General features: G+C 63.0%; 27 protein-coding genes and 3 tRNA genes. 13 read left to right on the top strand and 17 right to left on the bottom strand.

The genetic code is table 11. From position 1 onward, the window contains the following. The first annotated feature begins 66 nt into the window (after positions 1–66). A tRNA-Trp gene (locus ACSH0F_RS01040) sits at positions 67–142 on the top strand. A gap of 51 nt (positions 143–193) precedes the next feature. After that, entirely contained in the window at positions 194–1,081 is an 888-nt protein-coding gene (locus ACSH0F_RS01035; protein ID WP_435199067.1) for an LOG family protein, read from the top strand. Between the two features lie 7 nt (positions 1,082–1,088). Here ACSH0F_RS01035 and thiD read toward each other — a convergent pair whose 3' ends face one another. The 3 genes from thiD to glmM are packed head-to-tail and all read right to left on the bottom strand — an operon-like array spanning position 1,089 to position 3,453. Continuing rightward, the gene (thiD, locus tag ACSH0F_RS01030; protein WP_435199065.1) at positions 1,089–1,892 is read right to left on the bottom strand and encodes a bifunctional hydroxymethylpyrimidine kinase/phosphomethylpyrimidine kinase; all 804 of its coding nucleotides are present in this window, start codon (positions 1,890–1,892) and stop codon (positions 1,089–1,091) included. Then, positions 1,889–2,116, bottom strand: coding sequence for a DUF1272 domain-containing protein (locus tag ACSH0F_RS01025; protein WP_435199063.1), 228 nt, complete (start codon positions 2,114–2,116; stop codon positions 1,889–1,891). The genes thiD and ACSH0F_RS01025 overlap by 4 nt, the downstream gene beginning before the upstream one ends. Beyond that, positions 2,116–3,453, bottom strand: a complete 1,338-nt coding sequence (gene glmM, locus ACSH0F_RS01020) for a phosphoglucosamine mutase (RefSeq protein WP_435199061.1) — start codon at positions 3,451–3,453, stop codon at positions 2,116–2,118. The genes ACSH0F_RS01025 and glmM overlap by 1 nt, the downstream gene beginning before the upstream one ends. 174 nt (positions 3,454–3,627) lie before the next feature. Between glmM and ACSH0F_RS01015 the strand changes: the two genes are divergently transcribed. Beyond that, positions 3,628–4,239, top strand: coding sequence for a superoxide dismutase (locus tag ACSH0F_RS01015; protein WP_435199059.1), 612 nt, complete (start codon positions 3,628–3,630; stop codon positions 4,237–4,239). 68 nt (positions 4,240–4,307) lie between these two features. Here ACSH0F_RS01015 and ACSH0F_RS01010 read toward each other — a convergent pair whose 3' ends face one another. Genes ACSH0F_RS01010 through ACSH0F_RS01000 form a run of 3 tightly spaced genes read right to left on the bottom strand, consistent with a single transcriptional unit; the run spans position 4,308 to position 6,304 of the window. Continuing rightward, complete coding sequence (locus ACSH0F_RS01010; protein ID WP_435199057.1) at positions 4,308–5,483, bottom strand: AI-2E family transporter; 1,176 nt, start codon at positions 5,481–5,483, stop codon at positions 4,308–4,310. A 60-nt stretch (positions 5,484–5,543) separates the two neighbouring features. Beyond that, positions 5,544–6,152, bottom strand: coding sequence for a sigma-70 family RNA polymerase sigma factor (locus ACSH0F_RS01005; protein ID WP_435199055.1), 609 nt, complete (start codon positions 6,150–6,152; stop codon positions 5,544–5,546). Beyond that, a complete protein-coding gene (locus ACSH0F_RS01000; RefSeq protein WP_435199053.1) occupies positions 6,152–6,304 on the bottom strand; it encodes a NepR family anti-sigma factor in 153 nt (50 codons plus the stop codon). Before ACSH0F_RS01000 ends, ACSH0F_RS01005 begins: the two co-directional genes overlap by 1 nt. Positions 6,305–6,588: 284 nt before the next feature. Between ACSH0F_RS01000 and ACSH0F_RS00995 the strand changes: the two genes are divergently transcribed. After that, positions 6,589–8,211 carry a CHASE domain-containing protein gene (locus tag ACSH0F_RS00995; protein ID WP_435199051.1) on the top strand — a complete coding sequence of 541 codons (1,623 nt, stop codon included), beginning with the start codon at positions 6,589–6,591 and terminating at the stop codon, positions 8,209–8,211. A gap of 88 nt (positions 8,212–8,299) precedes the next feature. Here ACSH0F_RS00995 and ACSH0F_RS00990 read toward each other — a convergent pair whose 3' ends face one another. Then, positions 8,300–9,091 carry a response regulator gene (locus ACSH0F_RS00990; RefSeq protein WP_435199049.1) on the bottom strand — a complete coding sequence of 264 codons (792 nt, stop codon included), beginning with the start codon at positions 9,089–9,091 and terminating at the stop codon, positions 8,300–8,302. A gap of 143 nt (positions 9,092–9,234) precedes the next feature. Here ACSH0F_RS00990 and ACSH0F_RS00985 point away from each other — a divergent pair, with 143 nt between their 5' ends. After that, positions 9,235–9,981: a Crp/Fnr family transcriptional regulator gene (locus tag ACSH0F_RS00985; RefSeq protein ID WP_435199047.1), complete on the top strand. Its 747-nt coding sequence runs from the start codon at positions 9,235–9,237 to the stop codon at positions 9,979–9,981. Between the two features lie 271 nt (positions 9,982–10,252). Here ACSH0F_RS00985 and ACSH0F_RS00980 read toward each other — a convergent pair whose 3' ends face one another. Together ACSH0F_RS00980 and ACSH0F_RS00975 are read right to left on the bottom strand one after the other, a co-directional pair. Continuing rightward, positions 10,253–10,690: a response regulator gene (locus ACSH0F_RS00980; RefSeq protein WP_435199045.1), complete on the bottom strand. Its 438-nt coding sequence runs from the start codon at positions 10,688–10,690 to the stop codon at positions 10,253–10,255. 120 nt (positions 10,691–10,810) lie between these two features. After that, entirely contained in the window at positions 10,811–11,950 is a 1,140-nt protein-coding gene (locus ACSH0F_RS00975) for an N-acetyltransferase (RefSeq protein ID WP_435199043.1), read from the bottom strand. Between the two features lie 179 nt (positions 11,951–12,129). Between ACSH0F_RS00975 and ACSH0F_RS00970 the strand changes: the two genes are divergently transcribed. Continuing rightward, positions 12,130–13,224, top strand: a complete 1,095-nt coding sequence (locus ACSH0F_RS00970; protein ID WP_435199041.1) for a fatty acid desaturase family protein — start codon at positions 12,130–12,132, stop codon at positions 13,222–13,224. Here ACSH0F_RS00970 and ACSH0F_RS00965 read toward each other — a convergent pair whose 3' ends face one another. The 7 genes from ACSH0F_RS00965 to ACSH0F_RS00935 all read right to left on the bottom strand — a co-directional run bounded on the left by ACSH0F_RS00965 (position 13,225) and on the right by ACSH0F_RS00935 (position 20,086). Further along, positions 13,225–13,743: a GNAT family N-acetyltransferase gene (locus ACSH0F_RS00965; protein ID WP_435199039.1), complete on the bottom strand. Its 519-nt coding sequence runs from the start codon at positions 13,741–13,743 to the stop codon at positions 13,225–13,227. Next, positions 13,740–14,837 (bottom strand): LPS export ABC transporter permease LptG, encoded by a 1,098-nt coding sequence (gene lptG / locus ACSH0F_RS00960; RefSeq protein WP_435199037.1) that lies wholly within the window; start codon positions 14,835–14,837, stop codon positions 13,740–13,742. Before lptG ends, ACSH0F_RS00965 begins: the two co-directional genes overlap by 4 nt. A gap of 9 nt (positions 14,838–14,846) precedes the next feature. Continuing rightward, positions 14,847–16,070, bottom strand: a complete 1,224-nt coding sequence (locus ACSH0F_RS00955) for an LptF/LptG family permease (protein ID WP_435200501.1) — start codon at positions 16,068–16,070, stop codon at positions 14,847–14,849. An 84-nt stretch (positions 16,071–16,154) separates the two neighbouring features. Continuing rightward, positions 16,155–16,661: a DUF427 domain-containing protein gene (locus ACSH0F_RS00950; RefSeq protein ID WP_435200499.1), complete on the bottom strand. Its 507-nt coding sequence runs from the start codon at positions 16,659–16,661 to the stop codon at positions 16,155–16,157. 4 nt (positions 16,662–16,665) lie between these two features. Next, on the bottom strand, positions 16,666–17,031 hold the full coding sequence (gene clpS / locus ACSH0F_RS00945; RefSeq protein ID WP_435199035.1) for an ATP-dependent Clp protease adapter ClpS: 366 nt from the start codon (positions 17,029–17,031) through the stop codon (positions 16,666–16,668). A 221-nt stretch (positions 17,032–17,252) separates the two neighbouring features. Beyond that, the gene (locus tag ACSH0F_RS00940; RefSeq protein WP_435199033.1) at positions 17,253–18,101 is read right to left on the bottom strand and encodes a phasin family protein; all 849 of its coding nucleotides are present in this window, start codon (positions 18,099–18,101) and stop codon (positions 17,253–17,255) included. Between the two features lie 107 nt (positions 18,102–18,208). After that, the gene (locus ACSH0F_RS00935; protein ID WP_435199031.1) at positions 18,209–20,086 is read right to left on the bottom strand and encodes a PHA/PHB synthase family protein; all 1,878 of its coding nucleotides are present in this window, start codon (positions 20,084–20,086) and stop codon (positions 18,209–18,211) included. Positions 20,087–20,220: 134 nt separating this feature from the next. Here ACSH0F_RS00935 and ACSH0F_RS00930 point away from each other — a divergent pair, with 134 nt between their 5' ends. From ACSH0F_RS00930 to ACSH0F_RS00910, 5 genes are all read left to right on the top strand, one after another. Continuing rightward, the gene (locus ACSH0F_RS00930; protein ID WP_435199029.1) at positions 20,221–21,405 is read left to right on the top strand and encodes an LL-diaminopimelate aminotransferase; all 1,185 of its coding nucleotides are present in this window, start codon (positions 20,221–20,223) and stop codon (positions 21,403–21,405) included. Between the two features lie 88 nt (positions 21,406–21,493). Beyond that, positions 21,494–22,288: a crotonase/enoyl-CoA hydratase family protein gene (locus ACSH0F_RS00925; RefSeq protein WP_435199027.1), complete on the top strand. Its 795-nt coding sequence runs from the start codon at positions 21,494–21,496 to the stop codon at positions 22,286–22,288. A gap of 181 nt (positions 22,289–22,469) precedes the next feature. Further along, positions 22,470–22,706, top strand: a complete 237-nt coding sequence (locus tag ACSH0F_RS00920; RefSeq protein ID WP_435199025.1) for a hypothetical protein — start codon at positions 22,470–22,472, stop codon at positions 22,704–22,706. Positions 22,707–22,781: 75 nt separating this feature from the next. Then, positions 22,782–23,408: a hypothetical protein gene (locus ACSH0F_RS00915; protein ID WP_435199023.1), complete on the top strand. Its 627-nt coding sequence runs from the start codon at positions 22,782–22,784 to the stop codon at positions 23,406–23,408. An 80-nt stretch (positions 23,409–23,488) separates the two neighbouring features. Then, positions 23,489–24,082: a hypothetical protein gene (locus tag ACSH0F_RS00910; RefSeq protein ID WP_435199021.1), complete on the top strand. Its 594-nt coding sequence runs from the start codon at positions 23,489–23,491 to the stop codon at positions 24,080–24,082. Positions 24,083–24,210: 128 nt separating this feature from the next. Here the strand turns inward: ACSH0F_RS00910 and ACSH0F_RS00905 are convergent, their stop codons facing one another. Further along, complete coding sequence (locus ACSH0F_RS00905) at positions 24,211–24,990, bottom strand: acyl-CoA thioesterase (RefSeq protein WP_435199019.1); 780 nt, start codon at positions 24,988–24,990, stop codon at positions 24,211–24,213. Between the two features lie 127 nt (positions 24,991–25,117). Between ACSH0F_RS00905 and ACSH0F_RS00900 the strand changes: the two genes are divergently transcribed. After that, positions 25,118–25,191 (top strand) — tRNA-Cys (locus ACSH0F_RS00900). A gap of 20 nt (positions 25,192–25,211) precedes the next feature. Continuing rightward, positions 25,212–25,287 (top strand) — tRNA-Thr (locus tag ACSH0F_RS00895). The last annotated feature ends 173 nt before the right edge of the window (positions 25,288–25,460 follow it).

The raw sequence follows: 25,460 nt of genomic DNA, 5'->3' as shown, positions 1-25,460 counted from the left end.
TCGCCGCCACGCATGATATCCGCCTTGCTATTCGCGCGGCCCCATATTAGAGCGCGCCCTCGCTGCAGGGGTGTAGCTCAGCTGGTAGAGCATCGGTCTCCAAAACCGAGGGCCACGGGTTCGAATCCTGTCACCCCTGCCATTTCCTTTTCCTTACTTGTCCAGCGCCGCGCCGCGCCCTATCGCGCCGCGCATGACAGAAGAAGAAAAGCGGAGACGCGATCTCGCAGATCGCAAGTTCTACCCGGCCGAAGAAGAGGCCAAGTTCGAAAAATCTTTGCCGAAGCAGACGCCGCAGACGGCGCATCCGGCCTATAAGCTCGCCTTCCAGGACAAGGACTTCCTGCTGCGCGAGGAATTGCGCCCGGTGCGCTTCCAGCTGGAGCTGCTGAAGCCGGAAATGATCCTCGACGAGGCCGGGGTCGGATCGACCATGGTGATGTACGGTAGCGCGCGCATCCCGCCCCCCGAATCTGCCGAGGAAGCACTGGAAGGCGCCAAGGACCTGCCCGACGACGAGCGCAAGATCGTTGAGAGCCTTGTCGCGAAGAGCAAATATTATGGTGAGGCGCGCAAGCTCGCACGACTGGTCACCGAAAAGTCGATCATCGAGGACGGCAAGCGCCAGTTCGTCGTCTGCTCGGGCGGCGGCCCTTCCATCATGGAAGCGGCCAATCGCGGCGCCAGCGATGCGGGCGGGGAAAGCATCGGGCTCAACATCATCCTGCCGCACGAACAGGCGCCCAACAGCTATGTGACGCCCTATCTGTCGCTCAACTTCCACTATTTCGCTTTGCGCAAAATGCATTTCCTGCTGCGCGCGAAGGCCGTTGCCGTATTCCCCGGCGGCTTCGGCACGTTCGACGAATTCTTCGAACTGCTGACGCTGATCCAGACCGGCAAGATGAAACCGATGCCGATCCTGCTGTTCGGCAAGGATTTCTGGACCCGCGTGGTGAATTTCGAGGCGATTGCCGAGGAGGGCACGATCTCGAAGAAAGATCTCGACCTGTTCCGCTGGTGCGAAACAGCGGACGAGGCCTGGGCGCATATCAGCGCCTTCTACGAACTCGACCGCTAAGGCCGGGTCACTCGGAAGATAGCGAGCGCACGGCCTGATGGCCGAGCGGGCCGTTACCCTCACCGAAGCCGGGCGCGCTCTCGATTGCCGCGAAGGTAAAGGCGCGGGCGATCCGCACGGCATGGGTCAGCGGCTGGCGATGAGCCAGCATTGTGGCGAGCGCGGCGGATAGCGTGCAGCCCGTGCCGTGGGTGTGCCGCGTATCGAGTCGGGCGTGGCCGAAGCTGCCGATCTTGCCTGCTGCGGAGACGATCCGGTCGATGGCTTCGCTGCCCTCTCCATGACCGCCCTTGGCGAGGATGACCGTGTCGTGGCGTGATGCGAGTTCGCCGGCCGCGTCGTAGATTGCTTCGTCTGCCAGCGTGTCCTGACCGGTCAGCGCGGCGAGTTCGGGCAAGTTGGGGGTGACCACCGTGGCGATGTCCATCAGCGCGCCAAAGGCGGCGATCGTCGCCTCGCTCGCCAGTTCCGCACCGCTTGTCGCGACCATGACCGGATCGAATACGATGGGGCCGGCAAAACTGTCGAGACGCTCTGCCAGCAGCATGGCGATCTCGGGCGAGCCGAGCATGCCGATCTTGATTGCGTCGGCGCCGATATCGTCGAGGCAGCTCTCGACCTGATCGAGTACAAGGTCTGGATGCATGACCTCCACCCCCTGTACGCCCCGCGTATTCTGCGCTGTCACGGCGGTGATCGCGGTCATCGCATAGCCGCCGAGCATTGCGATGGTCTTGATGTCGGCCTGAATACCGGCTCCGCCCGAACTGTCCGAGCCGGCGATCGAGAGGACTCTGGGAGGGGCGCTCATCCCTTGAACCTGCGCTCTTGCGAGGCAGGAAGCTTTTCCTGCAGCGCCTTGCTTCGCGTCGGGCGATCCATCAGTTCGCCGCCGCAATTGGGGCAACGGTCGTCGAGCGCTTCGGAGCATTCGGCGCAGAAGGTGCATTCGACACTACAGATGAAGGCACCGGGCGCCTCGGCGGGCAAGTCGGTGCCGCAACGCTCGCAATCGGGACGCATTTCCAGCGCCATCAGGCAGCTGCCTTCACGGCATCGCAGATCCGGTCGACGCACGCCTCGACCTGTGCGGCATCGTCGCCTTCCGCCATCACGCGGATGACGGGTTCTGTTCCGGAAGGCCGGATCACCAACCGACCCTTGCCTTCGAGCTCAGCTTCGGCTTCGGCAATTACCTGCTTCACGGTTTCGTTGTCGAGCGGCTTGCCGCCCGAATAGCGCACGTTCTTCAGCAATTGCGGCACCGGATCGAAGACATGGAGCAACTCGCTTGCCGGCTTGCCCGATCGCACGAGGCTGGCGAGCACGCGCAGCGCCGCGACCGACCCGTCTCCGGTAGTCGCGTGGTCGAGCAGGATCATGTGGCCGGACTGCTCTCCGCCGACGTTGAACCCACCTTCCTTCATCCGTTCCAGCACATAGCGATCGCCGACCTTGGTCCGCTCCAGCGTCAGGCCGAGGTTCTCGAGATACCGCTCCAGCCCGAGGTTCGACATGACCGTCGCCACGACGCCGCCGCCGGTCAGCGAGCCGCGCTCGTGCATGCGCGAGGCGATCAGCGCCATGATCTGGTCGCCATCGACCGTCTCGCCCTTCTCGTCGATGACGATCAACCGGTCGGCATCTCCGTCGAGCGCGATGCCGATGTCCGCGCCTTCCTCCACGACCCTGGCCTTGATCGCTTCGAGCGAAGTCGAACCGACGCCGTCGTTGATGTTCGTACCGTTCGGATCGACGCCAAGGGTGATGACCTTCGCCCCCAGTTCCCAGATGACCGATGGTGCGACCTGATAGGCCGCGCCGTTGGCGCAATCGACCACCACCGTGAGGTTGTCGAAGCGGATGTCGCTGGCCACCGACTGCTTGATCGCATGGATGTAACGCCCGCGCGCGTCGTCGATCCGGCGGGCGCGGCCAATGCGGTCTGCCGAGACAAGCAAGGGCTGTTGTTCGAGCAGACGCTCGATCGAAACCTCCGCATCGTCCGACAACTTGAAGCCATCGGGACCGAACAGCTTGATGCCGTTGTCCTCGAACGGGTTGTGGCTGGCGGAGATCATCACGCCGAGGTCGGCGCGCATCTCGCGGGTGAGCAGGGCGATGGCGGGGGTGGGCAGCGGCCCGGTCATGATCACATCCATGCCCACGCTTGTGAAACCGGCAACCAGCGCGCTTTCCATCATGTAGCCCGAAAGGCGCGTGTCCTTGCCGATCACGACGCGGTGCCGGTGGTCGCCGCGCAGGAAGTGCGTGCCTGCCGCCTGGCCCACGCGCATGGCGGTTTCGGCTGTCATCACGCCTTCGTTGGTGCGTCCGCGAATGCCGTCGGTGCCGAAGAACTTGCGTGCCATATGCGTTGGAAACTCCTGCCTTTCGCGCGCGCTCTCTGTGCCGCGAATGCCGGGCGAAAGAAACCCCTGGCGATCTTTTCGCCGGGAAATGGCGGGAGGCTGCAACTCATCGCTTCCCCGCGCGTTGCAAACCTGAACCTTACCTTTCCGACGCCAGACTAGAGGGGACTCCCAATGGCATTCGATCTGATCGACCTACCCTATGACGACACTGCACTCGAGCCGGCCGTTTCGGCCAAAACGCTGTCGTATCACCACGGCAAGCACCACCAGGCCTATATCGACAAGACCAATAAGGCGATCGAGGGCACCGACCATGCCGACAAGAGCCTGGAAGAGGTGATCGCTGCGGCCCGCGGATCGGACCAGGGCCTGTTCAACAATTCGGCCCAGAGCTGGAACCACGGCTTCTACTGGCACTCGATGGCGGCTGACGAGACCTCCGCTTCGGACGAACTGAAGTCCATGATCGACCGCGACTTCGGCTCGGTCGATGGCCTCAAGGAAAAGCTCGCAGAGCGCGGCGCCGGCCATTTCGCCAGCGGCTGGGTCTGGCTCGTGGTCAAGGGCGGCAAGCTGACCATCGAAGAAACGCACGATGGCGACACGCTGGCCGATCAGGACGGCGTGAACCCGCTGCTCGTGATCGACCTGTGGGAGCATGCCTATTATCTCGACCACCAGAACGCCCGTCCGGCCTATCTCGACGCCGTGAACGGCAAGCTCAACTGGAGCTTCGCCAGCGAGAACCTCGCGCGCGGCACGACTTGGGTCTATCCCAGCTAAGTCACTTGGCTATCTGATTATGCGAAAGCCCGCTGCGCCACTCGCGCGGCGGGCTTTTGCGTTTGCGCTCAGCTACTTTCCTCGGTTTCTTCGCCACCGAATATTTCGCTGGCGAACAGCGGCTCGCCGAAGACGAAGCCGACGAGGTTCGGCCTGCCGACATGGTCGAACAGGGCAGTCAGCATGAGCAGGATCGGGACCGACAGCAGCGCGCCGAAGACGCCCCAGATCCATGAAAAATAGGATAGGGCGATCAGGATCATTACCGGGTTCATGGTGAACCGGGCGCCGAGGATCGACGGGGTAACGACATTCGCCTCCACCGTGTGCAGCGCGAGATAGGCGATCGCCGGGACCATGCCGAGCAGGATCGTATCCGCCGTGCCGATGCCGAACAGGCCCAGCAGCGTGACCATTACGATCGGCCCGATATAGGGCAGGAAATTCAGCAGCGCGGCAAGCCCGCCCCACATGATCGGCGCGTCGACACCAAGTGCCCATGCGCCGAGGGCCACGACCACGCCGACCATCGCGTTAATCCAGCCGACCGTGAGGATATAGGCGGCAACGCGCTCCTGCACCTCGCGCAGCACCCGCGCCGCCTTTATGCTGGTGCCGAAGCTGGCGCGGCCGAACAGCAGGCGCTGGCGCAGGCGAACGCGCGCTTCGATCATGAAATAGGCCATCAGCAGGGTGAGCACGGTTTCGAGAACCACGCCGGGCGTCGCGAAGGCCAGTTCTTCCAGCAGGCTTGGGCTGGCGAGAACCACCTCGCGCCCGCCTTCGCGGCTCATCAGCTCGGCCAATTGCTCGTTGATCTGCGCAACCCAGGCGAACTGGCGCTGCAATTCGCCGAAGCGGTCCATCACCTGGTTGGCCATCGCCGGCACATCGTCGAACAGCGCCACCGCCGGCTGGAGAATGAGCGCTAGGGCGAGCAGCAAGACAGCGAAAAATATCAGCAGCGCGACCAGCGAAGCGATCGCATTGGGCAAGCCCCAGCCGTTCAATTTGTCGGCGAGCGGGGACAGGATCACGGTCAGTACCAGCGCCGTCACCAGGGGCAGGAATACGACCGCGCCGATCGAAAGGACGAAGGGCAGGGCGAAGAACAGGCCGAGGCCGATCAGCAGCACCAGCGAGGAAATGAGTCGCAGCTCCTGCTCGGCAAAGGCGAGCCGCCGCGAGCGGCCCGTGCGCGCAGGCGTCGGTTCGACCGGTGCGGAGGCTTCGCTGTCGTCCATCGCGCCTATCTGCCGCGCACGGCAATTTCTGACAAGTTTACAGTGCGGTTTGCGCCTGCGTCAGCTGCGCGCGGCAATGCCGTTGCCTGCGGCGACGTCGTCGAGTTCTTCGAGGATCGCCCGGTGCGCCGCATCGTCCTGGAGCGAGCGCTTGGGGATCGAACCGTCGCTGAGCATCGTGTTCAGCGCAGCACGCGCGCGCCCGACACGGCTCTTGATCGTACCGACGGCGCAGTCGCAGATCGTGGCCGCTTCCTCGTACGAAAAGCCACCCGCGCCGACGAGCAATAGCGCTTCGCGACGTTCCGGCGGAAGCGTCAGCAGGGCGCGGTGCATGTCCGACAGATGGATCGGCTCTTCCTGACCGGCGGGCGCCGTCAGGATGCGCTCGGCCACGGTCTCGTCATACTCGCCGCGGAAGCGGTTGCGCCGCATGTCGGTGAGATAGGCATTGCGCAGGATCACGAACGTCCATGCGCGCATGCTGGTGCCCGGCTGGAACCGTTCCTGCGCAGCCCACGCCTTGAGCAGCGTTTCCTGCACGAGGTCGTCGGCCATATCCGCACGTCCGCAGAGCCCGCGCGCAAACGCGCGCAGGTGCGGGACGACTTCCGTCAGTTCCCGCTTGAATTCGGCCTTCTCGGAGGCCGTTCGTTCAGTGCCTCCCATCAGTCCTTCGTATCCAGTTGCTCGAGAAGATCCTTGAAGCTGTCCGGCAGCGGTTCGTCCACTACAGAATCATACAACTTGCGCAAACCGTTTGCCCATTCGGGATCCTTGCCGTCCCTCTTCGCGGTCGATCCGCCGCGAGGGGATGGCATGTGTGACTTATCGGAATTCATATCGATCCAGAATTATTCCCTCTACGGCTCTATTGCGCGCATCGCCATCACTGTGAGAGCGCAGAACCGAACCCGTGTGTGGAGGCGGAACGCAGTCGATAGCTTCTGGTTCCCACCAAAATGTATCATGGAACCAAACGCCGGGCGCGACATACTACAGGCACGCCATCAAATGATAACAGGGGTTCGCGCTGGGAACCGAGAATTTCGAACGAAAGGGTAGCCGCCGGCGATTGCTGGCCGAATACCCGCGTGCGGCGCCGGTGGTCATTTTTCTGCTGGTCATGGCGATTACCGTCACCAGCGTTTTCGGCATCGAGCGTGGGGAGACGAAGCGCGACGAAGCCGAGATCAACCGCCTTACCATGGCGATGGCATCGGCGATCGAACGGCGGGCCTTTTCCAGCACCTCCTATCTTCGTGCCGGTGCGGCCCTGCTGAGCACCCAGGACGAGGTGACCGGCACTCTTTTCCGACGGTTCGTCGAGGAGTTGAGGCTCGATTCCAATTTTCGCGGTGCGGAAGGGATGGGCTGGGCGCCATCGATCACGGCGTCGGAGGTGCCTGTCTTCGAGGAAAGGCTGTCCGAAGGCCGAGTGTCCGACGTGAGGATCACGCCGTCGCTTCCCGCCCAGCCGCGGCCTACGCTTGTGCCGATCCTGTATCTCAGACCCGATACGTTGCGGAATCGCCGCGCGCTCGGCTACGACATGTACTCCGAGCCGGTTCGCCGGGCCGCTATGGACCTTGCCGAGCGCGAGCAGCGTCCGATCGCAAGTGGCCGGATCGTTCTCGTTCAGGAAGGTAGTGGAGACGAGCCAGGCTTCATCGTATTCATGCCGGTCTTCGACACGAGCGGATCGGGCCAGGACCTGAAGGGCTTCATATATAGCCCGTTCAACGGCCAGCAGCTCCTTGCTTCCGCCGCCGAGCTGGTAAGCTACGACGGCCTGTCCGCTCGGTTGTACGATGTCGAAGGCGGCGAACGCAGTCTGCTTGCTCAGCTGCCGGGTTGGCGCAATTCGGCGAACGTGGTCGAGCGCGAAGTCGAGATCGCCGATCGCAACATGCTCTTGGTGGTCGAGTCCGGTCGCGACGAAGCGTTGTCGATGATGTCCATGATCACGCTGCTGTTCGGTCTGGCGGTGGCCAGCCTGCTGATGCTGGTCGCGCGCCTATTGGCCCAGCAAGCGATGGAGGACAGTCGTTCGCTCGATTGGTTCGCGCAGCAGAATTCGATCCGCGATTCGCTGACCCGCGAACTCAATCACCGCGTGAAGAATACACTCGCCAACGTGCTTTCGATCGTCTCGCTGACCCGCCGTCGGGCCAGCGATCTCGACGAATTCGCCGAAGGGATCGACGGGCGCATCCGGGCCCTTTCCGCCACGCACGACCTGCTGACCCAATCGGAATGGGGCACGACGCCGATCCGCTCCGTAGTGGAGGTGGAGCTGGCGCCCTATTCGCGCAACGCGGAACATGAAGTGGTGCTCGACGGGCCGGATGTTGATCTGGCGCCCAACGATGCGTTGAGCTTCGGTCTCGCGATCCATGAACTGGCAACCAATGCAGCGAAATATGGGTCACTCAGCGTGGACGGTGGAAGGGTCGAGGTCCAGTGGGCCAAGGTCAACGAGCGCCTCGCAAAGGTGGAATGGACCGAGCGCGGCGGGCCGACCGTCGTCAAGCCGGAGCGGCGCGGCTTCGGCACCGAACTGATCGAGAAGATCGTGGCGCATGAACTGCGCCATCCGGTCGAGCTGGTGTTCGACGAACGCGGTGTGTGCTGCACATTGCTGGTCCCCGTGCGCCAACCGAGCGAGTTTGCCCTGCGGGCGGCCTACCAGACCGGCAGCAGGCCCACCCCGCCCGACCAAAGCTAAGCGCCGCTCTGCGTTGCTAGCGCAACGAAAAAGGCCCGCCGGATTGCGGCGGGCCTTTCGGATCATTCTGCGATGACTGTCTTCAGAATCAACCCAAGGGCCTGCTCGATCCGAAGAAGAGCGCCTGACTGATGGCAGCGCGAACGGTCTGTTCCTGGAATGGCTTTGTAACCAGATAGGTCGGCTCGGGCCGATCGCCGGTCAGCAGCCTCTCAGGATAAGCCGTGATGAAGATCACGGGTACGCTGCTGATCGCGAGAATGTCGTCCACCGCGTCGAGACCCGACGAACCGTCGGCGAGCTGGATGTCGGCCAGCACGAGGCCGGGCGTCTTATCCGCCACGACTTCCTGTGCCTGCGTCCGCGTGGCGGCCGTGCCGCAAACTTCGTGGCCGAGCGAGGTCACAAGATCTTCGAGCTGCATCGAAATGAGCGGCTCGTCCTCGATGATCAGCACGCTGGTCGCGGATTCCTTGTCGATTTCGCCGACGGCCTCCTGGACCAGCTGCTCGATCTCTTCAGGCTCCATTTCCATGATGTCTGCTGCCTGTTCGACGGAAAAATCCTCGAGCGTGGTCAGAAGCAGGGCCTGGCGGTTGAGCGGCGTGATGGATTTCAAGCGGTCATGCGCCGCGCCTTCGTGGCCTTCGCCGGAGTCCGGCTCGGACACATCCATATAGGCGCTGGCCCATACCTTGTTGAACGCCCGGTAGAGCGGCACGCGCCCCCCTTCGAGCGATGCCTTGAGACTTTCATCGGCTAGCGCCGCCTCGAGCGTGGCGCGTACGAACGCGTCACCCGTGGCCTGCGAGCCGGTCAGTGCGCGCGCATAACGGCGCAGATACGGAAGGTTGCGGGCAATTTGATCACCAAGCGACATAAGACCCCTTTTGGTTAAGTGCGCGCATTGAACGCCCTGCATCCATCTTGGTTCCTTTCCGCGGCGCGTTGTGTAGTAAGGACGAACGACATGCAGGTGCAGGCGGTTTGGAGCCCGTCTGTAGCGAAGAGGGGAGATGATGCATGCACGAGGTCGCAAATCCGTACAGCTGCGAGAATTGCCCCCTTCAAAGTAGGCCGGGATTGCGCCCGCTCGAACCGCAGCAATTGGCTTACATGGGCGAGTTCAAGGAAGGCGAGATTGCGCTCGAGGGTGGCGAGAGCCTGCTGGAACAAGGCGAGGAAGGTAATCGCCTCTACACGCTGATCGAGGGTGTCCTGATCCGGTTCCGCACGCTCGATGACGGACGCCGCCAGATTGTCAGCTTCATGTTTCCGGGCGACCTGAGCGGACTTCAGGGCGCGTTCGACGAGCCGGCGAGTCATTCGGTCGAAGCGCTTACCAACGCACGCCTGTGCACGTTCAAACGCCGGGACTTCATCGAACTGATCTCCCAGCATCCGCGCCTCGGTTATGACATTACCTGGCTGGCCGCGAAGGAGGAGCGTCTGCTGGAAGACCATATCGTCGCGCTGGGCCAGCGCAGTGCGCGCGAGCGAGTGACCTATTTGGCGGTCTGGTTGGTGGATCGGGCCCTCGAGACCGGACTCGCGGCACGCGACAATGTGCTGCACCTGCCGATTAAGCAGGCCCAGATCGCCGATATGCTCGGCCTGTCGCTGGTCCACACCAACCGCACCATCCGACAGCTGGAGCGCGAAGGACTGGTGATCTGGAAATCGCGCGAAATCTGCGTGCCGGACATGGATGCCGCCTGCAAGGTCGCGCAATTCGATCGGGACGACAACAGCCTGCGGCCGTTTATTTGAGGCGGAAACCAAGGATTTCCGGTCCTATGAAAGTGGACCGAAAATTTTTTCCTTTTCGATGGAACCGGATTTCAGGCCGGTCATTTAGTCTATGTCACCGCCGAGACCCCCCTCCCGTCCAAGCGGCTGGTGATACGATCCCGAAAGGCCTCCATTGGAAATATCCAGTGGAGGCCTTTTTTCGTGGATCGCGATTTTCCATCCGGCGATGGCAAGCATGTGGTGCTGCGCCGCGGGTGCGACGTTTCCTTCCTCCAGCGATTTATAAGATTCAGCGGAGCCGGCCGCGAAGGCGCGAAATTATGCCGCGGCGTTTGGGCTCGCGGAGCAGGTCGATCAGCGTTTCGATATCGTAAGGCTTGGCAAGGACACAGCCCATCTCGGCGACCTCCTCGGGAATATCCTGCGGCGCCCCGGTCGAAAACACGATCCGCGGGCTGTCGGGCCCCAGCGTCTTGACGAGCTCCGCGATCGCCCAACCGTCGTCGCGATCGGCCAGATGCACATCGAGCACAATAGCGTCGGGGCGTTCGCGGCGCAGCGCATCGAGCGCCTGCTCCGTCGTCGTGCTGATCTCGACATTCCGCACGCCAGCATCGGCCAGTGCGTCCTCGAGCGCCAAGCCGATGATCGCATCGTCCTCCACGATCAGGACGCGGTCGGGAAGGGGCGGCAGGTCTGTTTTCGTGGTTGCGGGTGCGTCTGGCATTGTCTGGCGATCGAGTGGGCGGGCGGCTGCCCATGTGTCGCCTAACGGTGCAGGGCCGCAGTGTGTTCCGGCAGGGCGCAGAACGCAGGGTTGGCGTGTCCGCGATGCAACAGCGCTGCGCTATAACGGCTTGCGATAGATCACGTATTCGCGATTTACGGAGCTGTCGATCGCATCGGCTATCGCCTTCATTCCCTGGTTGTCGTCTAGGATCCAGCCGATCTCCGCCCGTTTCGCGCCGTAGGCCTCGGTCGCGTTCACGCGGATCTGGCTAATCATCATGAAGGCGAGCTGGCTGGCGAGGCGCGAGTTATGCAGTTCCCTGAGGACCCCCATCAGCGGCACGCGCATGGCGGACCCGGTTGGCTTGCGCAGCCAGCGCAGCATGCGCACCCAGCCGAAGGGCAGCAGCTTGCCGCCGGTCTTCTTCAGCACTCCGTTTACGTCGGGGAAGGTGAGCATGAACGCCACCGGACGGCCATCCAGCTCGGCGATCATGTTGAGATTTTCATGGATGATCGGCTTCAGCTTCTTGCCTGCATAGGCGATTTCTTCGGGCGTAAACGGGACGAACCCCCAATTCTTCGACCACGCATCGTTGAGAATGGACAGCACGATCTCGATCTCTTCGGCCCAGCGCGATTTGTCGACCGGGCGGATGCGAATGCGCTCGTTGCGCTGGCCCGATTGCACGATGCGGCGGATCAGCGGCGGGAAATCCTCGGTGACATCGAGATCGTAGGTCAGCAGCGTCTTCTCGCGCACATAACCCGCGCTCTCGATCCATCCGGCATAGGCTTCCGGATGGTGGCCCATCATGATCGTCGGCGCGTGATCCTGCCCCTTTACGAGCAGCCCCGGCTCTTCCCAGACCGACATGGAAATCGGGCCGATGACATGCGTCATGCCCTGTGTACGCAGCCAGTCCTCGGCTCGCGCTAGAAGTGGAAGGGCGACTGTCTCATCTTCGGCATCGAAATAGCCGAACATGCCCGTGCCCGGTCCCATGCCCTGTTCCGGCGGCAACTCGAGAGCTAGATGGTCGATATGTGCGGAAATCCGCCCGACATCTCGGCCGCCCCGGGTGGCGACAAACAGTTGGTGGCTGGCGTGGCCGAAGAACGGGTTCTTGCCCGGATCGACCAGCTCGAGCTGCTCCGAACGCAATTGCGGAACGGCATGGGGTTCGCGCGCGGCGAAGGCGCGGCCTAGGTCGACGAAGCGGGCGCGCCCTTGCTTGCCTTCGACCGGTTCGATCACTATTTCGCCTGCCGACACCAAAACACTCCCGTTCAGTCTGCATTAGCCCGTTGTGTGCTGAATGATCTTTGTCAAGGAATGACCCCGCGGCCCCCGCGCACCGTCGATCACAATGATCGCAAGCGCCCGCTGTATTCCGCGCCCCTTTTGCGATAGGGGACCTCCAAGGAAATCGAGAGATGAACGCCCACCAGCCCATGCCTTCCGACGATTTCGTCGCACGCCGCGATGCGGGCGCCGGCTGGCATGCGCAAATGCCGGATGACAAGGCGATGCTGCGCGCCGCGCGCGACCTGACCAAGGACATCGCCGAAGCGCGGCCCGCGATTTACTGGCCAGACATGATCGGCTCCGCGCTGCTCGGCTACGTTGCAATTGCGGCTGCGATACTGGTCGACGGGGCGCTGGCGAAGATCGCTTTCGGCATCGTTGGCGCGCTCGCCTTCTACCGCGCGCTGATGTTCATCCATGAGCTCACGCATATTCACAAGAACGCGCTGCCGGGTTTTCGGTTGGGCTGGAACCTGCTGGTCGGCATCCCCCTGCTGGTGCCGTCTTTCATGTACGAGGGCGTGCACACGCTGCACCACAAGCGCACGCAATACGGCACCGTCGAGGACCCGGAGTACTTGCCGCTCGCGCTGATGAAGCCGTGGAGCCTGCCGCTGTTCGTGCTGGTTTCGCTGCTCGCGCCGATCGGGCTGATCGTGCGCTTCGGCCTGCTGGTACCACTTGGTGCAATCTTGCCGCCGGTCCGCAAGTTCGTGTGGCAACGTGCCTCCTCGCTCTCGATCAATCCCGAATTCCGCCGCCGTCCGCCCGAAGGCGATATCTCGAAGCGTGTCTTCTGGCAGGAGCTGGGCGGTATGCTGTGGGCCTGGGCGCTGGTCGGCAGCGTGTTCTGGCTCGGCTGGGCACCGCTGCTGACTGCCGGAGCGATCCTTTCGGTAACGGCCCTGCTCAACCAGCTGCGCACGCTGGTGGCGCATCTGTGGGAGAACGAGGGCGAGGCGATGACTGTCACCGCGCAGTTCCTCGACAGCGTCAACGTGCCGCCGCCGGGCTATGCGGCGGAAATCTGGGCGCCGGTCGGCCTGCGCTATCATGCGTTGCATCACCTGATGCCCTCGATGCCGTATCACTCGCTGCCCGAGGCCCACCGCCGCCTGGCCCGCGAGCTTGGCGTGAGTTCGACCTATCACGGGGCCAACCACAAGGGCATGGCGACGCTGGTGGGACGGATCGCGCGCAGCACGATGACGCCGCGCGGCTGATCAGCCGAGAAACCGGATCATCGCACAGCGCCGTTCGCGCGGCAGGCCCATCTCGACGGCTTTCTCGAGCGATTCCGCCAGATGCGGGCGGCCATCGAAATCCTGTAGCTCCACGAAACCATGGCGCGCATAGAACGGCGCGTTCCAGGGGATGTCGATATAGGTGTTGAGCGTGATGGCGCGGAAACTGGAATTCGCTGCATCGATCGCCAGTGCTTCCAGCAGCGTCGCGCCGATGCCGCAGCGCTGGTGCGTGCGCGCGACGCTGATTTCGGCGAGGTGCAATTCCCGCCGGATCGGCGCGGCGGCAGCGAAACCGACTACACGCTCGCCTTCGTAGGCCGTTAGGCAGTGGCCCTTGCGGATCAGGCGGCGATAGTGATCGGCGCTTTCGGAGGGCGGGACCGGGATGCCGTCCAGCGATGGCTCTTCGCGGAGTAAGCGGGCCGCATCTTCCTCGACCTCCCGGAACCCTTCCGCATCTTCCGCCCGCGCCAGCCGGATATGCCAGCCGCTCATTCCTCCGTCCGGACGAGCACCGTCTCGCCGATCAGGACGAACAGCAGGAACGGCGCCCAGGCGGCAAGGAAGGGCGGGTAGCCGCCGAAGCTGCCCATGGCGAGCGCAGCATTGTCGACTACGAAATACGCAAAGCCCAGCGCCATTCCGATGACCGCGCGCACGAACAGCTGTCCCGAGCGGGCAAGGCCGAAGGCGGCCACTGCGCCGAGCAGCGGCATGAGGAAGGCAGATAGCGGCCCGGAGATCTTGTGCCACCACTTGGCGCGCAATTCGGCGGTGCGCCGGCCGACCCTCTCATAGGCATCGATGGAGTCCGACAGCTCCCAGAAAGGCTGGGTCTCGGGATCGACCTTGGCAAGATCGATCTGCGCCGGTGTCAGACCTTCGCCGACCACCAGCGTATCAAGCTCTTCGGTCACCGCATTCTGCACGCTGAAGCGGGTCGCATCTTCCAGCCGCCAGCCGGGGGCAGCATAGGTCGCGCGCTCGGCATCGACCTGCTCGAGGATCGTGCCGTCCGCGTTGCGGTTGTACCAGGTGACGTCGGCCATCGCGATGTCGCTGCCGGAGCCGGTGAGGTTGGCCGCGCTTAGCACGCCCGTACCGTCGGTGAGATAGACATTGGCCCGCACGTCCGTCTCTTGAGGGATCGCGCCGTATTCGACCGCCTCCCACGCCTTGAGCGTGGCAGTTGCCCGTGTCGTGATCTGCTCGTTGAACGCGAAGCTCAGCAGCGAGACGATCCCGGCGGTCAGCAGCAGCGGCGCCAGCACCTGATGCGCCGAAAGCCCCGCCGCCTTCATCGCGATCACCTCGCTGTTCTGGTTCAGGGCAACCAGCGTAATGAGGGTCGCAAGCAGCACCGAATAGGGCAGGAAGCTCTGGACCAGCTGCGGTATCCTGAGGCCCGCATAGGTTAGCAACTGGCCTTGGCCGTTGCCCTCGACGGCGAGGATCTTGCCGCTGTTTGACAGCAGGTCGAGCATCATCAGCACCAGCACCAGCATGAACAGCATGGCGAGGATCCGCACCACGAACAGCTTGGCGAGATAGACCGTCAGGGTCTTCGACGGGAAGAAATCGAATTGCATGCCCGCGCCCTATTCCGCCGGTTGCGCCACGAGGTCGGGCCTCGCCCGCCTGCGCCGGAACAGCTTGCCGAGTTTCTTCGACAGCTTGGCGAACCACACCTCCAGCGCGCCGATCGCCTGCCCGCCCGGCACGAAAGCAACGCGGTAATACATCCAGCCGATCAGCGCGGCGAAGATGACGAAGGGGCCCCACAGCGCGATGATCGGGTCGATCCGCCCGAGGGCGGCCACGTCCTCTCCATACTGATTCACCTTGTGATAGCTCACCACCATGATGATCGAGAGGAACACGCCCAAGGCGCTGGTCGATCGCTTTGGCGGGATGCCCAGCGCCACGGCCAGCAGCGGCAGCATGGCCATCATCACCACTTCCACCAGCCGGAAATTAAAGCTCGCCTGGCTGGCATCGCGCTGGGCTTCGCTGGCATTGTCGCTCCAGCCGACGCGAAGCAATTCGGGCAGGATATACTCGCGCTCCGCATCGCCGCGGTCGCGGAAGGCCTCGATCGCGGGCAGGTCGATCGGCAGGTCGTGGCGAGTGAAGGTGAGCACGCGCGGCGTCTGTTCGCCGGTGTCCTGCACGATCGTGCCGTCGGTCAAGCGCAGGATGATCGTGTCGGGATCGTCGGAGGTCGCCAGGAACGCGCCCTGCTTGGCGGAGATCGAGAGGACCTGGTCGTTGCTGTCCGACACGCGCGCGAAGATGCCGTGCAGTTCGCGCCCCTCGTCCTCGCTCCGCTCGATCCTGAGCGCCATGCGATCGGCCAGTGTGGTGAACTCGCCGACTTTGATCGATGCTCCCAGCGCGCCCGAGCGCAGGTCGTATTCGAGCTGTTCGTAGTAATACCGGCTGATCGGCTGGACGTAGAACACCAGCGCGACATTCACCGCCATCAGGATCGCGGTGAGGATATAGGGCACACGCAGCAGCCGCCCGTATCCGAGGCCGACCGCGCGAAACACGTCGAGCTCGCTGGTCGTCGCGAGCTTGCGGAAGGCGAGCAGCACGCCGAGCAACAGGCCGAGCGGGATGGCGAGGCTGGCATATTCGGGCACCAGCGCGGCCAGCATCTTGAACACCACGCCGACGGGCCCGCCCTCGACCGAGACGAATTCGAACAGCCGCCCCATCTTCTCCAGCGTCAGCAGCGACGCGGCGACGAAGAACACGCCGAGCATCGGGACGATGACCAGCCGGAAGATATAGCGGTCGATGGCGGGAATGAAATTCAGCAAGGCGGTACCGGCGTTGAGGCGTTCGAAATGGCCCTAGCGTGAATTGCGGGCGAGGTCATGTCTCTTGGTCGATCGATGAAATTACCAGAACCGGCTGCCGGGGATGCCCTTGAACGGACCAGCTTCCTTGCTGGTGATCCACCCGCCGTAGAAGCCGCCTGGTTGCGGCACGACCTGCTCGCCATCGACCAGTACCTCGTCAAAGGGCTCGGGGTAGAAGGCGACATGTCCCGCGATGCCGGAAAAGCTCAGAGTGGGATCGGGGTAGGACCATCCCGCCGCCTCGATCCGCTCGCCTGCGATCTCGACATCCCAGTAGCCGGCCTGCCCCTTCCACTCGCACAGCGAACGACGGCCATTGGGCGACAGGTGGTCCATCGCGATGTCGGCCTGCGGGATGTAATAGGTCGGCGGGTGGCTCGTCTCGAGCGTCCGCCAAGCGTCGCGCGTATCAGCCAGCGTTACGCCGCGGTGGCGGATGACTGTGTGGCGGTTTGTGGGCTCGGCAATGGCGGGGCGGGGATAGTCCCAGACGCTTTCCTGCCCGGGGCCGGGCGGATCGGGCTCCGGATGGCCGAAGAGCGAAATCGCGTCAGGCCTTTTCCAGCGTACATTGCAGCGGATGCTGGTTCTGGCGGGCGAAATCCATCACCTGGTTCACCTTGGTTTCGGCCACTTCGTAAGGGAAGATGCCGCACACGCCGACGCCCTTCTGGTGGACGTGCAGCATCACCCGCGTCGCCTCTTCCATGTCCATGCGGAAGAAGCGCTTGAGCACGATCACCACGAACTCCATCGGGGTGTAATCGTCGTTCAGCAGCAGCACCTTGTACTGGCTGGGCTTCTTGGGCTTGGTCCGCGTCTTGGTGGCGATGCCGACCTGGCCTTCTCCGTCCTTCGCATCGTCGTCGTCGCCATCGGCGGCGCGGGCGGGAAAGGGAGGAAGGCGATCTATCATTGCAGGCCCATTATCGTAACGCTTTGCCAAATCGCAAGGCGGACGAGCGTTTCACACCATGTTTCGGGTTAAGAAAACGCTGAAATGCTGCGCCCCACGGTCGAAAATCGATGAAGCGAAAAAAATGGGCCGAATGGCGCGATGCCATCCGGCCCGGGTGTCCAATCACCGGGCGGGGAGAGAGGAGAGAGTGCCCGGCGGATTGAAGCTGGTAATTTCGCTTAGGCGGCGTTGCGGACCTTTTCGGCGGCGAGGCTCATGCGGTTCGAAACCGGTGCGAAAGCTTCGTTGGCGAGCTTCAGCATGGCTTCGGTGTTCTTCGAGGTGGTCGAAACCATCGCGTCGAAGTTGCGGCGCATGATTTCGCCCTGCAGCTGGAACAGCTCGGTCGGCGACTTTACGGCAGCCATCTTCTTGACGTCGGCCTGGACGGTCTCGGCAGCGGTCTTCGCTTCCTCGACATAGGTGCGGCCCATGTCCTGCATGCCCGAAGCGAGGATCTTGCCGCTTTCCACGAGAGCTTCGAAATTGCCCTTCTGGAATTCGACGGTGTCCTTGGTCAGCTCGGTGCCCTTGTCGTAGGCAGCCTTGGCGCGGGTCTGCATGTCGGCAGCAACTTCCTTGGCCTTGGCGGTGTAGTCGGTGGTCTTGGCGTTCTTGGCAGTGGCCATGATATTTTCCTTCAGCTTGGAAATCGGGGTGGTGTTGGTGGTGGCCGCTTTCTTGCGAGCGGCGATAGTCTTCTTCGCGGCGACCGGTGTCTTGGCCGGGGCCTTCTTCTTCGCGACGGTCTTGGCGGCAGCCTTCTTCGGCTTGGCCTTTTTCGGTGCAGCCTTGTTGGCGGCGACCTTCTTGGCCGGGGCCTTCTTCGGCGCTGCCGTCCTGGCAGGCGCGGCAACGGCTTCGGCGACCTTGTCGGTCTTCACCGGAGCGGTCGCGTCCGCTTCGACAGCCTTCTCGACGGTCTTCGCGTTCACGCTCGCCTTGGCGGCGTCGGCGGTCTTCTTTTCCGCAGCCTCGGCGAAAGCCTTCTCGGCGGCGGCATCGATTTTGCTCTGGCTGTCAGCCATGGGAACCTCGCTTTTGTTGCAGTGCACAAAATAGGCATCGCAGGTGCGAAGTCAAGCGGTTTTTGTGCAGTGCACAATAAAGCGCGATAGGTCGTTATATCAGTAAGTTAGCGCATGGCGACGTAGCGTCCCGGTGCATCTTCGATCACTTTGTCGCCCTTGCAGCCCGGCTTGCGCTTGCCCTCGGCGGGCACGGTTTCGCCGTCCTGCTCGCGCAGCCAGTCGATCCAGTCGGGCCACCAGCTGCCCGGATGCTCGACCGCGCCTTCACGGAACTCGGCCAAGCTACGGGGCTCCCCGTCGTTGAGCCAGTATTGGTATTTGCCCGCATCCGGCGGATTGACCACGCCCGCGATATGGCCGCTCCCTGCCAGCACGAACTTGATCGGTCCCTTGAAGTGGTCGGTGATCTTCCAGACGCTTTCGGCCGGGGCGATGTGGTCTTCCTTGCCCGCCTGCACATAGGTCGGCGTCTCCACGATGCCGAGATCGATCGGCGTATTGTCGACGCTGAGCGCACCCGGTTCGACGAGCTTGTTGTCCTTGTAGAGATCGCGCAGATACTGGGCGTGCCACTTCGCCGGCAGATTGGTTACGTCGCCGTTCCAGTGCAGCAGGTCGAAGGCCGGATAGTCCTCTCCCAGCAGGTAGTTGTTGACGACATAATTCCAGATCAGATCGGTGCCGCGCAGCAGGTTGAAGGTCGCCGCCATGTAGCGCCCGTCGAGATAGCCGTCCGCACTCATCGCCTTGACCATGCCGAGCTGCTGGTCGTCGACGAAGTTGAGCAGCTCGCCCGCCTTCTCGAAATCGACCTGCGCGGTGAAGAAGGTCGCGCTCTTCACCTTTCTTTGTTCGCCGCGGCGGTGCAGCAGCGACAGCGTCGCGGCCAGCGTGGTCCCGGCAACGCAATAACCGATCGTATGGACGGCCGGCACGTCCAGCCGCTCGCGAATATGGTCGATCGCATCGATCTGGGCGCGGACGTAATCGTCCCAGATCACATCCTTCATGCTGGCATCGGCCGATTTCCAGCTGACCATGAACACGGTCACGCCCTGGTCGACCGCCCATTTGACGAAGCTCTTCTTCGCATTGAGGTCGAGGATGTAGAAGCGGTTGATCCACGGCGGGAAGATCACCAGCGGCGTCGCCAACACTTCATCGGTGGAGGGCGAATACTGGATCAGCTGGTAGAGAGGCGTTTCGTGGACCACCTTGCCCGGCGTCACGGCGATGTTCTCACCCAAGGTGAAGGCGCTGGCATCGGTATGGGACAACTGGCCGCGCCTGAGATCGTTGAGCAGGTGCTCCATGCCCTTGACCAGATTGTCGCCGCGGCTTTCCAGCGTGCGCTCCATCACCACAGGATTGAGCAGCGGGAAATTCGCCGGGCTGGCAGCTTCGGTGATGGCCTTGGTGGTGAAGCGCAGCTGCTCGCGCTTGTCCTCGCTCAGCCCCTCCATCTGGTCGACCATGTCGGATACGCGCTGGGCGAGGAACAGATAGGTCTGGTGGATCAGCGCAAAGGCGGGATGCGCGCGCCACTTGGGATCGGCGAAGCGGCGATCCTTCAGCGGCATCTCGGGATCGTCCGCCGGGATGCCGGCCATTTCGCCCAATCCGTATTGCCCCAGCACCTGCTGCCAGAGCTGCATGCCTTCCTGCATCAGCTGTTGTTGCTGCGCCGGATCGGCGATCGGCATCTGGCGGAACCAGTCCTGCGCGAGGCTCTGCCAGCGCGTGGGATCGAAATAGGGTGCCATGGCCTGCGGATTGGCCAGCTGTTCGGCCTGATACTGCATCCACATGGTCTGCAGCTTCGTGCCGACCTCGGCCCAGTGCTGCGCGTCTTCCGGCTTCATCGGCGTATCGCCCATCATGCCGCCCGCCATCGCGCCCTGGAACGGCGCAAACATCATCCGCGCCAGCTTGGCCGGGGCTTCGTACATGTTGGTGAAGGGATCGGGGCCGGTCTCGGTCATTGTCGCTCCTGAGGGTGGCAAGCGCGGATTGTGCTGGCCATAGGATATTGCGTGCCCGCATGCACCTAGGCCGATTGCACCTGCACCGTGAATAGGTAATCAGTGTGACTCGTGTAACGCCTTACGGAGCCGGAATGTCCGAAGAATTCTACCGCATCAAGCGCATGCCCCCCTATGTCATCGCGGAAGTCAACGCGATGCGGCATGCGGCGCGGCAGGCGGGGCGCGACATCATCGACCTCGGCATGGGCAATCCCGACCAGCCGCCGCCGCAGCATGTCATCGACAAATTGTGCGAGGTCGCAGCCAAAGCCGACGCGCATGGCTATTCGCAGTCGAAGGGCATTCCGGGCCTGCGCCGCGCTCAGGCGAATTACTACCAGCGCCGCTTCGGGGTGGAGCTGGACCCTGAACGCGAGGTGGTGGTCACCATGGGCTCCAAGGAAGGCCTTTCGTCCATGGCCACTGCTATCAGCGCGCCGGGCGACGTGATCCTGGCGCCGAGCCCGGCCTATCCGATCCATACCTATGGCTTCATGATCGCTGGCGCCACGATCCGCAGCGTGCCGACCACGCCGGACGAGAATTACTGGAAAGCGCTGGACAATGCGATGGCTTACACCGTCCCGCGCCCGACGGTCTTGGTGGTCAATTATCCCAGCAATCCCACGGCCGAAACGGTCGATCTCGATTTCTACGAGCGGCTGGTCGCATGGGCGAAGCGCAACGAGGTCTGGGTGCTGTCCGACCTCGCCTATTCGGAACTCTATTACGATGGCAAGCCGACCCGCTCGATCCTCGAAGTGCCGGGCGCGAAGGATGTGGCGGTGGAGTTCACCTCCATGTCCAAGACCTTCTCCATGGCCGGCTGGCGGATCGGCTTTTGCGTCGGTAATCCCACGCTCATCGCCGCGCTGACGCGGGTGAAGAGCTACCTCGACTATGGCGCCTTCACCCCGGTGCAGGCCGCGGCCTGTGCGGCGCTCAACGGCCCGCAGGACGTGGTCGAGCAGAACCGCGCCCGCTACCAGCACCGGCGCGACGTGATGGTCGAGAGCTTCACGCGGGCAGGCTGGGCGATCCCCAATCCCCCCGCCAGCATGTTTACCTGGGCTAAGCTTCCGCCGGGTTTCGAGCACATGGGCAGCCTCGAGTTCTCGAAACAGCTGCTGCAGGAGGCCGGAGTTGCCGTGGCGGCCGGAGTCGGTTTCGGCGAGGAGGGGGAGGGCTGTGTCCGTATCGCCATGGTCGAGAACGAACAGCGCATCCGGCAGGCCGCGCGCAACATCAAGAAATTCCTCTCCGACCACCCACGCTGAGGCGCTGGCCTACCGGGGTGCTGGACAGACCGGTTGCGATCGGCAACGGTGTTCGCCTTCACCCGACGACTTGCACAAAGGATCCATCATGCAGCCCAACGACCGCGTTTCGATCGAGCTTGGCGACAATGGCGTGGCGCAGGTGCGCTTCACCCGCGGCGACAAGATGAACGCGCTCGACCAGGCGCAGTTCGCCAGCATCATCGAGGCGGGTGAGGCGCTGCGCGAGATGGAGGGCCTGCGCGTCGTGGTGCTCTCGGGCGAAGGGCGAGCGTTTTGCGCCGGGCTCGACCTGTCGAACTTCAACGCCGCACCCGATGTCGATCGCACGCCGCTGACCGAGCGCACCCACGGCAATGCCAACCAGGCACAGGAGGTCGCGATGACCTGGCGCAAGTGCCCCGTGCCGGTGATCGCCGCGGTGCACGGCGTATGCTTCGGCGGCGGGCTGCAGATCGCCAGCGGCGCGGACATCCGCGTGGTCCATCCCGACACGCGTATGGCGGTGATGGAAATGAAATGGGGCCTGGTGCCCGACATGGGCGGCTATGCCCTGTGGCGCGGTCTGGTGCGTGACGATGTGCTGCGCGAGCTTACCTACACGAATCGCGAATTCACCGGCGCGGAAGCGCTGGACCTAGGTTTCGCTACCATGGTGGAGGACGATCCCCTCGCCCGCGCCACCGCGCTGGCCGAAACCATCGCCAACAAGAACCCCGCCGCCATCCGCGGCGCCAAGCGCCTGTTCAAGGTGATGCACGAGGAGGGCGAAGACGCGATACTGATGGCCGAGAGCGAGGAGCAGGCCGGCATCATCCGCAAGCCCAACCAGATCGAGGCGGTGATGGCGGAGATGCAGAAACGCGCGCCGAAGTTTGCGTGACCTGACGCGGTGGGGCCGCAATCGCTGTCTCCTGCGACAGCCAGGCGGACTACTGTCAAAGCATTAGCACATACAGGTTAGCTCTCATGTCGAATTGAAAGGAATCGCGCTGTCATCGACCAAACCAGGACAGATCCTCTAATTCGTGAGGATTTGTTCTAACAAAATAAGGAGTGAGTTGATGGCAGTAGCAATGATCTGCGAACTTGACGAAGCTGAAATGACTGTAATTTGCGGAGGTCAGGTCAGCTACGAAAAAGGCACCGGAGATGCCAGCGTGAGCTGTTGTTCGTGGAGCTTTTTCGGTGTCGAATTCAGCATCGACCTCGGCACAGTGAACGTTGAACTGAATTCGGATTATGCCGCGCAGGAAGGTGCGCGTCAGCAGGAAATCGGTACCACGCAGGCCGGACGCTGACCTTGCGGATAGCAAATGCGAGCGGGGTTTTACGCCTCGCTCGCTATTTCAGATCGAGGCGGTACTCTGCGCCGTATGAGTGACTTCAGACTCTATCTCGAAGGGTTCGGCTGGACAGTGCTGATCGGCTTCTGGGTCACTATCGCAACGGTTATAATCGGCAAGGTCTTCCCACCGATTTTCAATCACTCCAATACGCTGGCCATCGTCGGCATCGTTCTGTCCAAAATCGTGACGGTTTCGATCGAGGACTCGTTGCGATACTTCGGTCTGAGCAGAATGCGCAGACGCTATAAGCTTGGTGCCAGCGCCTTCATCGTCGCGCTGTACATCGCACTTATCGAAAATGTGCAGCAGTTCTTCAGGGTCAGGGATGGCCTCGCAGAAAGCGGCGAAATGATGAACGCCGGCCTGCTCGTCGCGATCTTCATCGTGATCGGAGCAGCGCGACTCTTGCTTCATTTCGTTTTCGGCAAATATTACGTGCTTTTCGCCGACAAACGCCTGTGGGGTGGTATTGCCTTTCTGTTTGTCCTCCATGTCACCACGAATGTTGTTCTGGCGATCTTGCCGTTCTTCGCCGACTCATTGGCGCAAACGGTTGTTTGGGCGTGCGCATCCTTTGTGTTGGCGTCGGGTTTGGCTTTCACTGTCTGTCGCAAATGGTTCGGAAGATCAGCGCGCTCTATGACGCCGACATGACCGTGCATGTTTTCGTCTTTCCCAAATAGTTGGCGAAAGATGTCTTTCCTACTCGCGCCGAATTTGTCTTAACCTCGTGGATGACGAACCAACCGCACCCCTCTTCGTTCGCGCCCGCCGGCGATTCCGCTGCCGAGACGCTCCCTGCAACCCTCGATGGGTCCCCCGCCGCTCCCTCCCCATCCGAGCGCCACGATGGCTGGACGCCTGCCAGACAGGCCGCGTTCCTGCGCGAGCTTGGGGCGACGCATAATGTCTCTGCCGCGGCGAGGGCTGTGGGGATGGGGCGGCAGTCGGCCTACAAGCTGCGCGCGCGGCTACGCGGGACGCCATTCGACCGGGCGTGGGAGGCGGCCTTCGCCTCGCGCTTCGATGCACTGGCCGAGGCAGCGCTCGATCGCGCGCTCAACGGCGTCGAGGTTCCGCATTTCTACAATGGCGAGTTGATCGGCACCTCGCGCAAATACGACGAGCGGCTGACCTTGTCGCTGCTCGCCATGCGGCGCGAACTCGTGCGCAAGCCGAAATACGACTTCCTGCCCGAAGCCGCCTTTGAAACCGGCGATCTCGCCGCGCTGGCCGACCGGGTAGAGCAGGGGCCGCCAGAATGGCGGTCGAACGCCGATGCCGAATGCAAGGCCCTCAAGAAAGCGAAAAAGGCGAACGGTAAGTAAGGTGCGGGGGCGGGGGCGGCCCTTGCAATGCCGCTTTTCCAAGAACGGAAAACTTCCTTTTGTAACAGCGGTTTAGCGCCTATCATGAGCGGGCGACAGAGTGTCGCCTTTGTCGCCGCAGTGTCGCCCTATCCGAACACCGCCACGCACTGCATCCCGTCCAGCACCTGTTTGCCATCCGCGTTCCACAGCCGCAGCCGCTCGCTGGAATAGCCGGCATCGGCATGCTGGCTGGCATTCTCGCTCAGCCACCAGCCGTCGCGGGTCGTCGGTTCGGTGTCGAGCAAGTTGAATGACCAGTTGATCGAGCTGATCGGGCCCTGCCGCTCCATCGCCCGCATCGCGCCGGGCGGCAGGACATCGCCGAGCAGGATCAGCTCGCTGACGGGATCGAGGCCCTCGCGCTCCGTCAGCCGCGCCCAGCGGCGCACCACCGGATCGCCCGGCCCGCGCATCTTCTGCGCGCGCAGGATCTCGAAATTGTTCTGGATGAAGGCCGGGCCCTTGCCCTTCATCGCCGGCTCTTGCTCCTCCGGCGCGCCGGGCCAGTTCTCGACCGGGGCGGCGGGATGCACGGCATTAGGCTCGCGCGCGGTACCGAACAGCCAGAAAGCGGTGAGGGTGCATTTGCCCTCGCACCAGATCTCGCTGCGCACCTGCGCCACGTTGCGGCCCTGGCGCACGATCTCGCGCCGCAGTTCGACCTCCGGCCCGGTCGGTGCGACGAACGCCACCTGTCCGGCGCGAAGCGGCGGGAGGTCGGGAAAGGCGCGCACGGCGGCGAGATACGCGATCAGCGCAGACGCGCCGCCATAGAGCGTGCGCCCCTGCATCCAGTTGTCGAGGCCGCTAAAACGGGTGGCGCCGCCTTCGGCAGTGATGGGGTCGATAAGATTGGCAAGGCTCATGCGCGCTGTCATTGCGGCTGAGCGCGCGCGCGTCCAGAGTGACGTTACGTAAGGGTGTCACGCGGCGATTGCCAAGCCCGCGCAGAATCGCTAGTGCGCCGCTTCCCGTGCCGAGAGGCAAGGGCGAGGCCCGATGGCGGAGTGGTTACGCAGAGGACTGCAAATCCTTGCACGCCGGTTCGATTCCGGCTCGGGCCTCCACTTCCCGCAGGCGGGAATGTGCCGCTTTAGCTCAGTTGGTAGAGCACATCATTCGTAATGATGGGGTCACGTGTTCGAGTCACGTAAGCGGCACCACTTTACCCATCTCTCATTCGTCCGCCTCGCGGCTCGCGCCTCACGCTCGAGCCTGCAGATCGCCAGGCTTTGGCGGCCCGACTAGTGCAATGGCACTATTTGCGGCATTGAGGCCGAGGATAGACAACCATGCGGTGGACGATCGGGTCACACCCGGTTGGCAAGCAGGGGGT

Origin of the sequence: Qipengyuania sp. 902, assembly GCF_051195295.1 — a bacterium.
Lineage (GTDB): Bacteria > Pseudomonadota > Alphaproteobacteria > Sphingomonadales > Sphingomonadaceae > Qipengyuania.
The sequence above is the reverse complement of the archived record's forward strand: the minus strand, read 5'-3'. Positions and strand labels throughout refer to the sequence as shown.

Bases quoted from the DNA above. Each gene is read 5' to 3' on its own strand.
- ACSH0F_RS01035 (WP_435199067.1), top strand. From the start codon at position 194: ATGACAGAAGAAGAAAAGCGGAGACGCGATCTCGCAGATCGCAAGTTC.
- thiD (WP_435199065.1), bottom strand. From the start codon at position 1,892: ATGAGCGCCCCTCCCAGAGTCCTCTCGATCGCCGGCTCGGACAGTTCG.
- ACSH0F_RS01025 (WP_435199063.1), bottom strand. From the start codon at position 2,116: ATGGCGCTGGAAATGCGTCCCGATTGCGAGCGTTGCGGCACCGACTTG.
- glmM (WP_435199061.1), bottom strand. From the start codon at position 3,453: ATGGCACGCAAGTTCTTCGGCACCGACGGCATTCGCGGACGCACCAAC.
- ACSH0F_RS01015 (WP_435199059.1), top strand. From the start codon at position 3,628: ATGGCATTCGATCTGATCGACCTACCCTATGACGACACTGCACTCGAG.
- ACSH0F_RS01010 (WP_435199057.1), bottom strand. From the start codon at position 5,483: ATGGACGACAGCGAAGCCTCCGCACCGGTCGAACCGACGCCTGCGCGC.
- ACSH0F_RS01005 (WP_435199055.1), bottom strand. From the start codon at position 6,152: ATGGGAGGCACTGAACGAACGGCCTCCGAGAAGGCCGAATTCAAGCGG.
- ACSH0F_RS01000 (WP_435199053.1), bottom strand. From the start codon at position 6,304: ATGCCATCCCCTCGCGGCGGATCGACCGCGAAGAGGGACGGCAAGGAT.
- ACSH0F_RS00990 (WP_435199049.1), bottom strand. From the start codon at position 9,091: ATGTCGCTTGGTGATCAAATTGCCCGCAACCTTCCGTATCTGCGCCGT.
- ACSH0F_RS00985 (WP_435199047.1), top strand. From the start codon at position 9,235: ATGCACGAGGTCGCAAATCCGTACAGCTGCGAGAATTGCCCCCTTCAA.
- ACSH0F_RS00980 (WP_435199045.1), bottom strand. From the start codon at position 10,690: ATGCCAGACGCACCCGCAACCACGAAAACAGACCTGCCGCCCCTTCCC.
- ACSH0F_RS00970 (WP_435199041.1), top strand. From the start codon at position 12,130: ATGAACGCCCACCAGCCCATGCCTTCCGACGATTTCGTCGCACGCCGC.
- ACSH0F_RS00965 (WP_435199039.1), bottom strand. From the start codon at position 13,743: ATGAGCGGCTGGCATATCCGGCTGGCGCGGGCGGAAGATGCGGAAGGG.
- lptG (WP_435199037.1), bottom strand. From the start codon at position 14,837: ATGCAATTCGATTTCTTCCCGTCGAAGACCCTGACGGTCTATCTCGCC.
- clpS (WP_435199035.1), bottom strand. From the start codon at position 17,031: ATGATAGATCGCCTTCCTCCCTTTCCCGCCCGCGCCGCCGATGGCGAC.
- ACSH0F_RS00940 (WP_435199033.1), bottom strand. From the start codon at position 18,101: ATGGCTGACAGCCAGAGCAAAATCGATGCCGCCGCCGAGAAGGCTTTC.
- ACSH0F_RS00935 (WP_435199031.1), bottom strand. From the start codon at position 20,086: ATGACCGAGACCGGCCCCGATCCCTTCACCAACATGTACGAAGCCCCG.
- ACSH0F_RS00930 (WP_435199029.1), top strand. From the start codon at position 20,221: ATGTCCGAAGAATTCTACCGCATCAAGCGCATGCCCCCCTATGTCATC.
- ACSH0F_RS00925 (WP_435199027.1), top strand. From the start codon at position 21,494: ATGCAGCCCAACGACCGCGTTTCGATCGAGCTTGGCGACAATGGCGTG.
- ACSH0F_RS00920 (WP_435199025.1), top strand. From the start codon at position 22,470: ATGGCAGTAGCAATGATCTGCGAACTTGACGAAGCTGAAATGACTGTA.
- ACSH0F_RS00915 (WP_435199023.1), top strand. From the start codon at position 22,782: ATGAGTGACTTCAGACTCTATCTCGAAGGGTTCGGCTGGACAGTGCTG.
- ACSH0F_RS00910 (WP_435199021.1), top strand. From the start codon at position 23,489: ATGACGAACCAACCGCACCCCTCTTCGTTCGCGCCCGCCGGCGATTCC.
- ACSH0F_RS00905 (WP_435199019.1), bottom strand. From the start codon at position 24,990: ATGAGCCTTGCCAATCTTATCGACCCCATCACTGCCGAAGGCGGCGCC.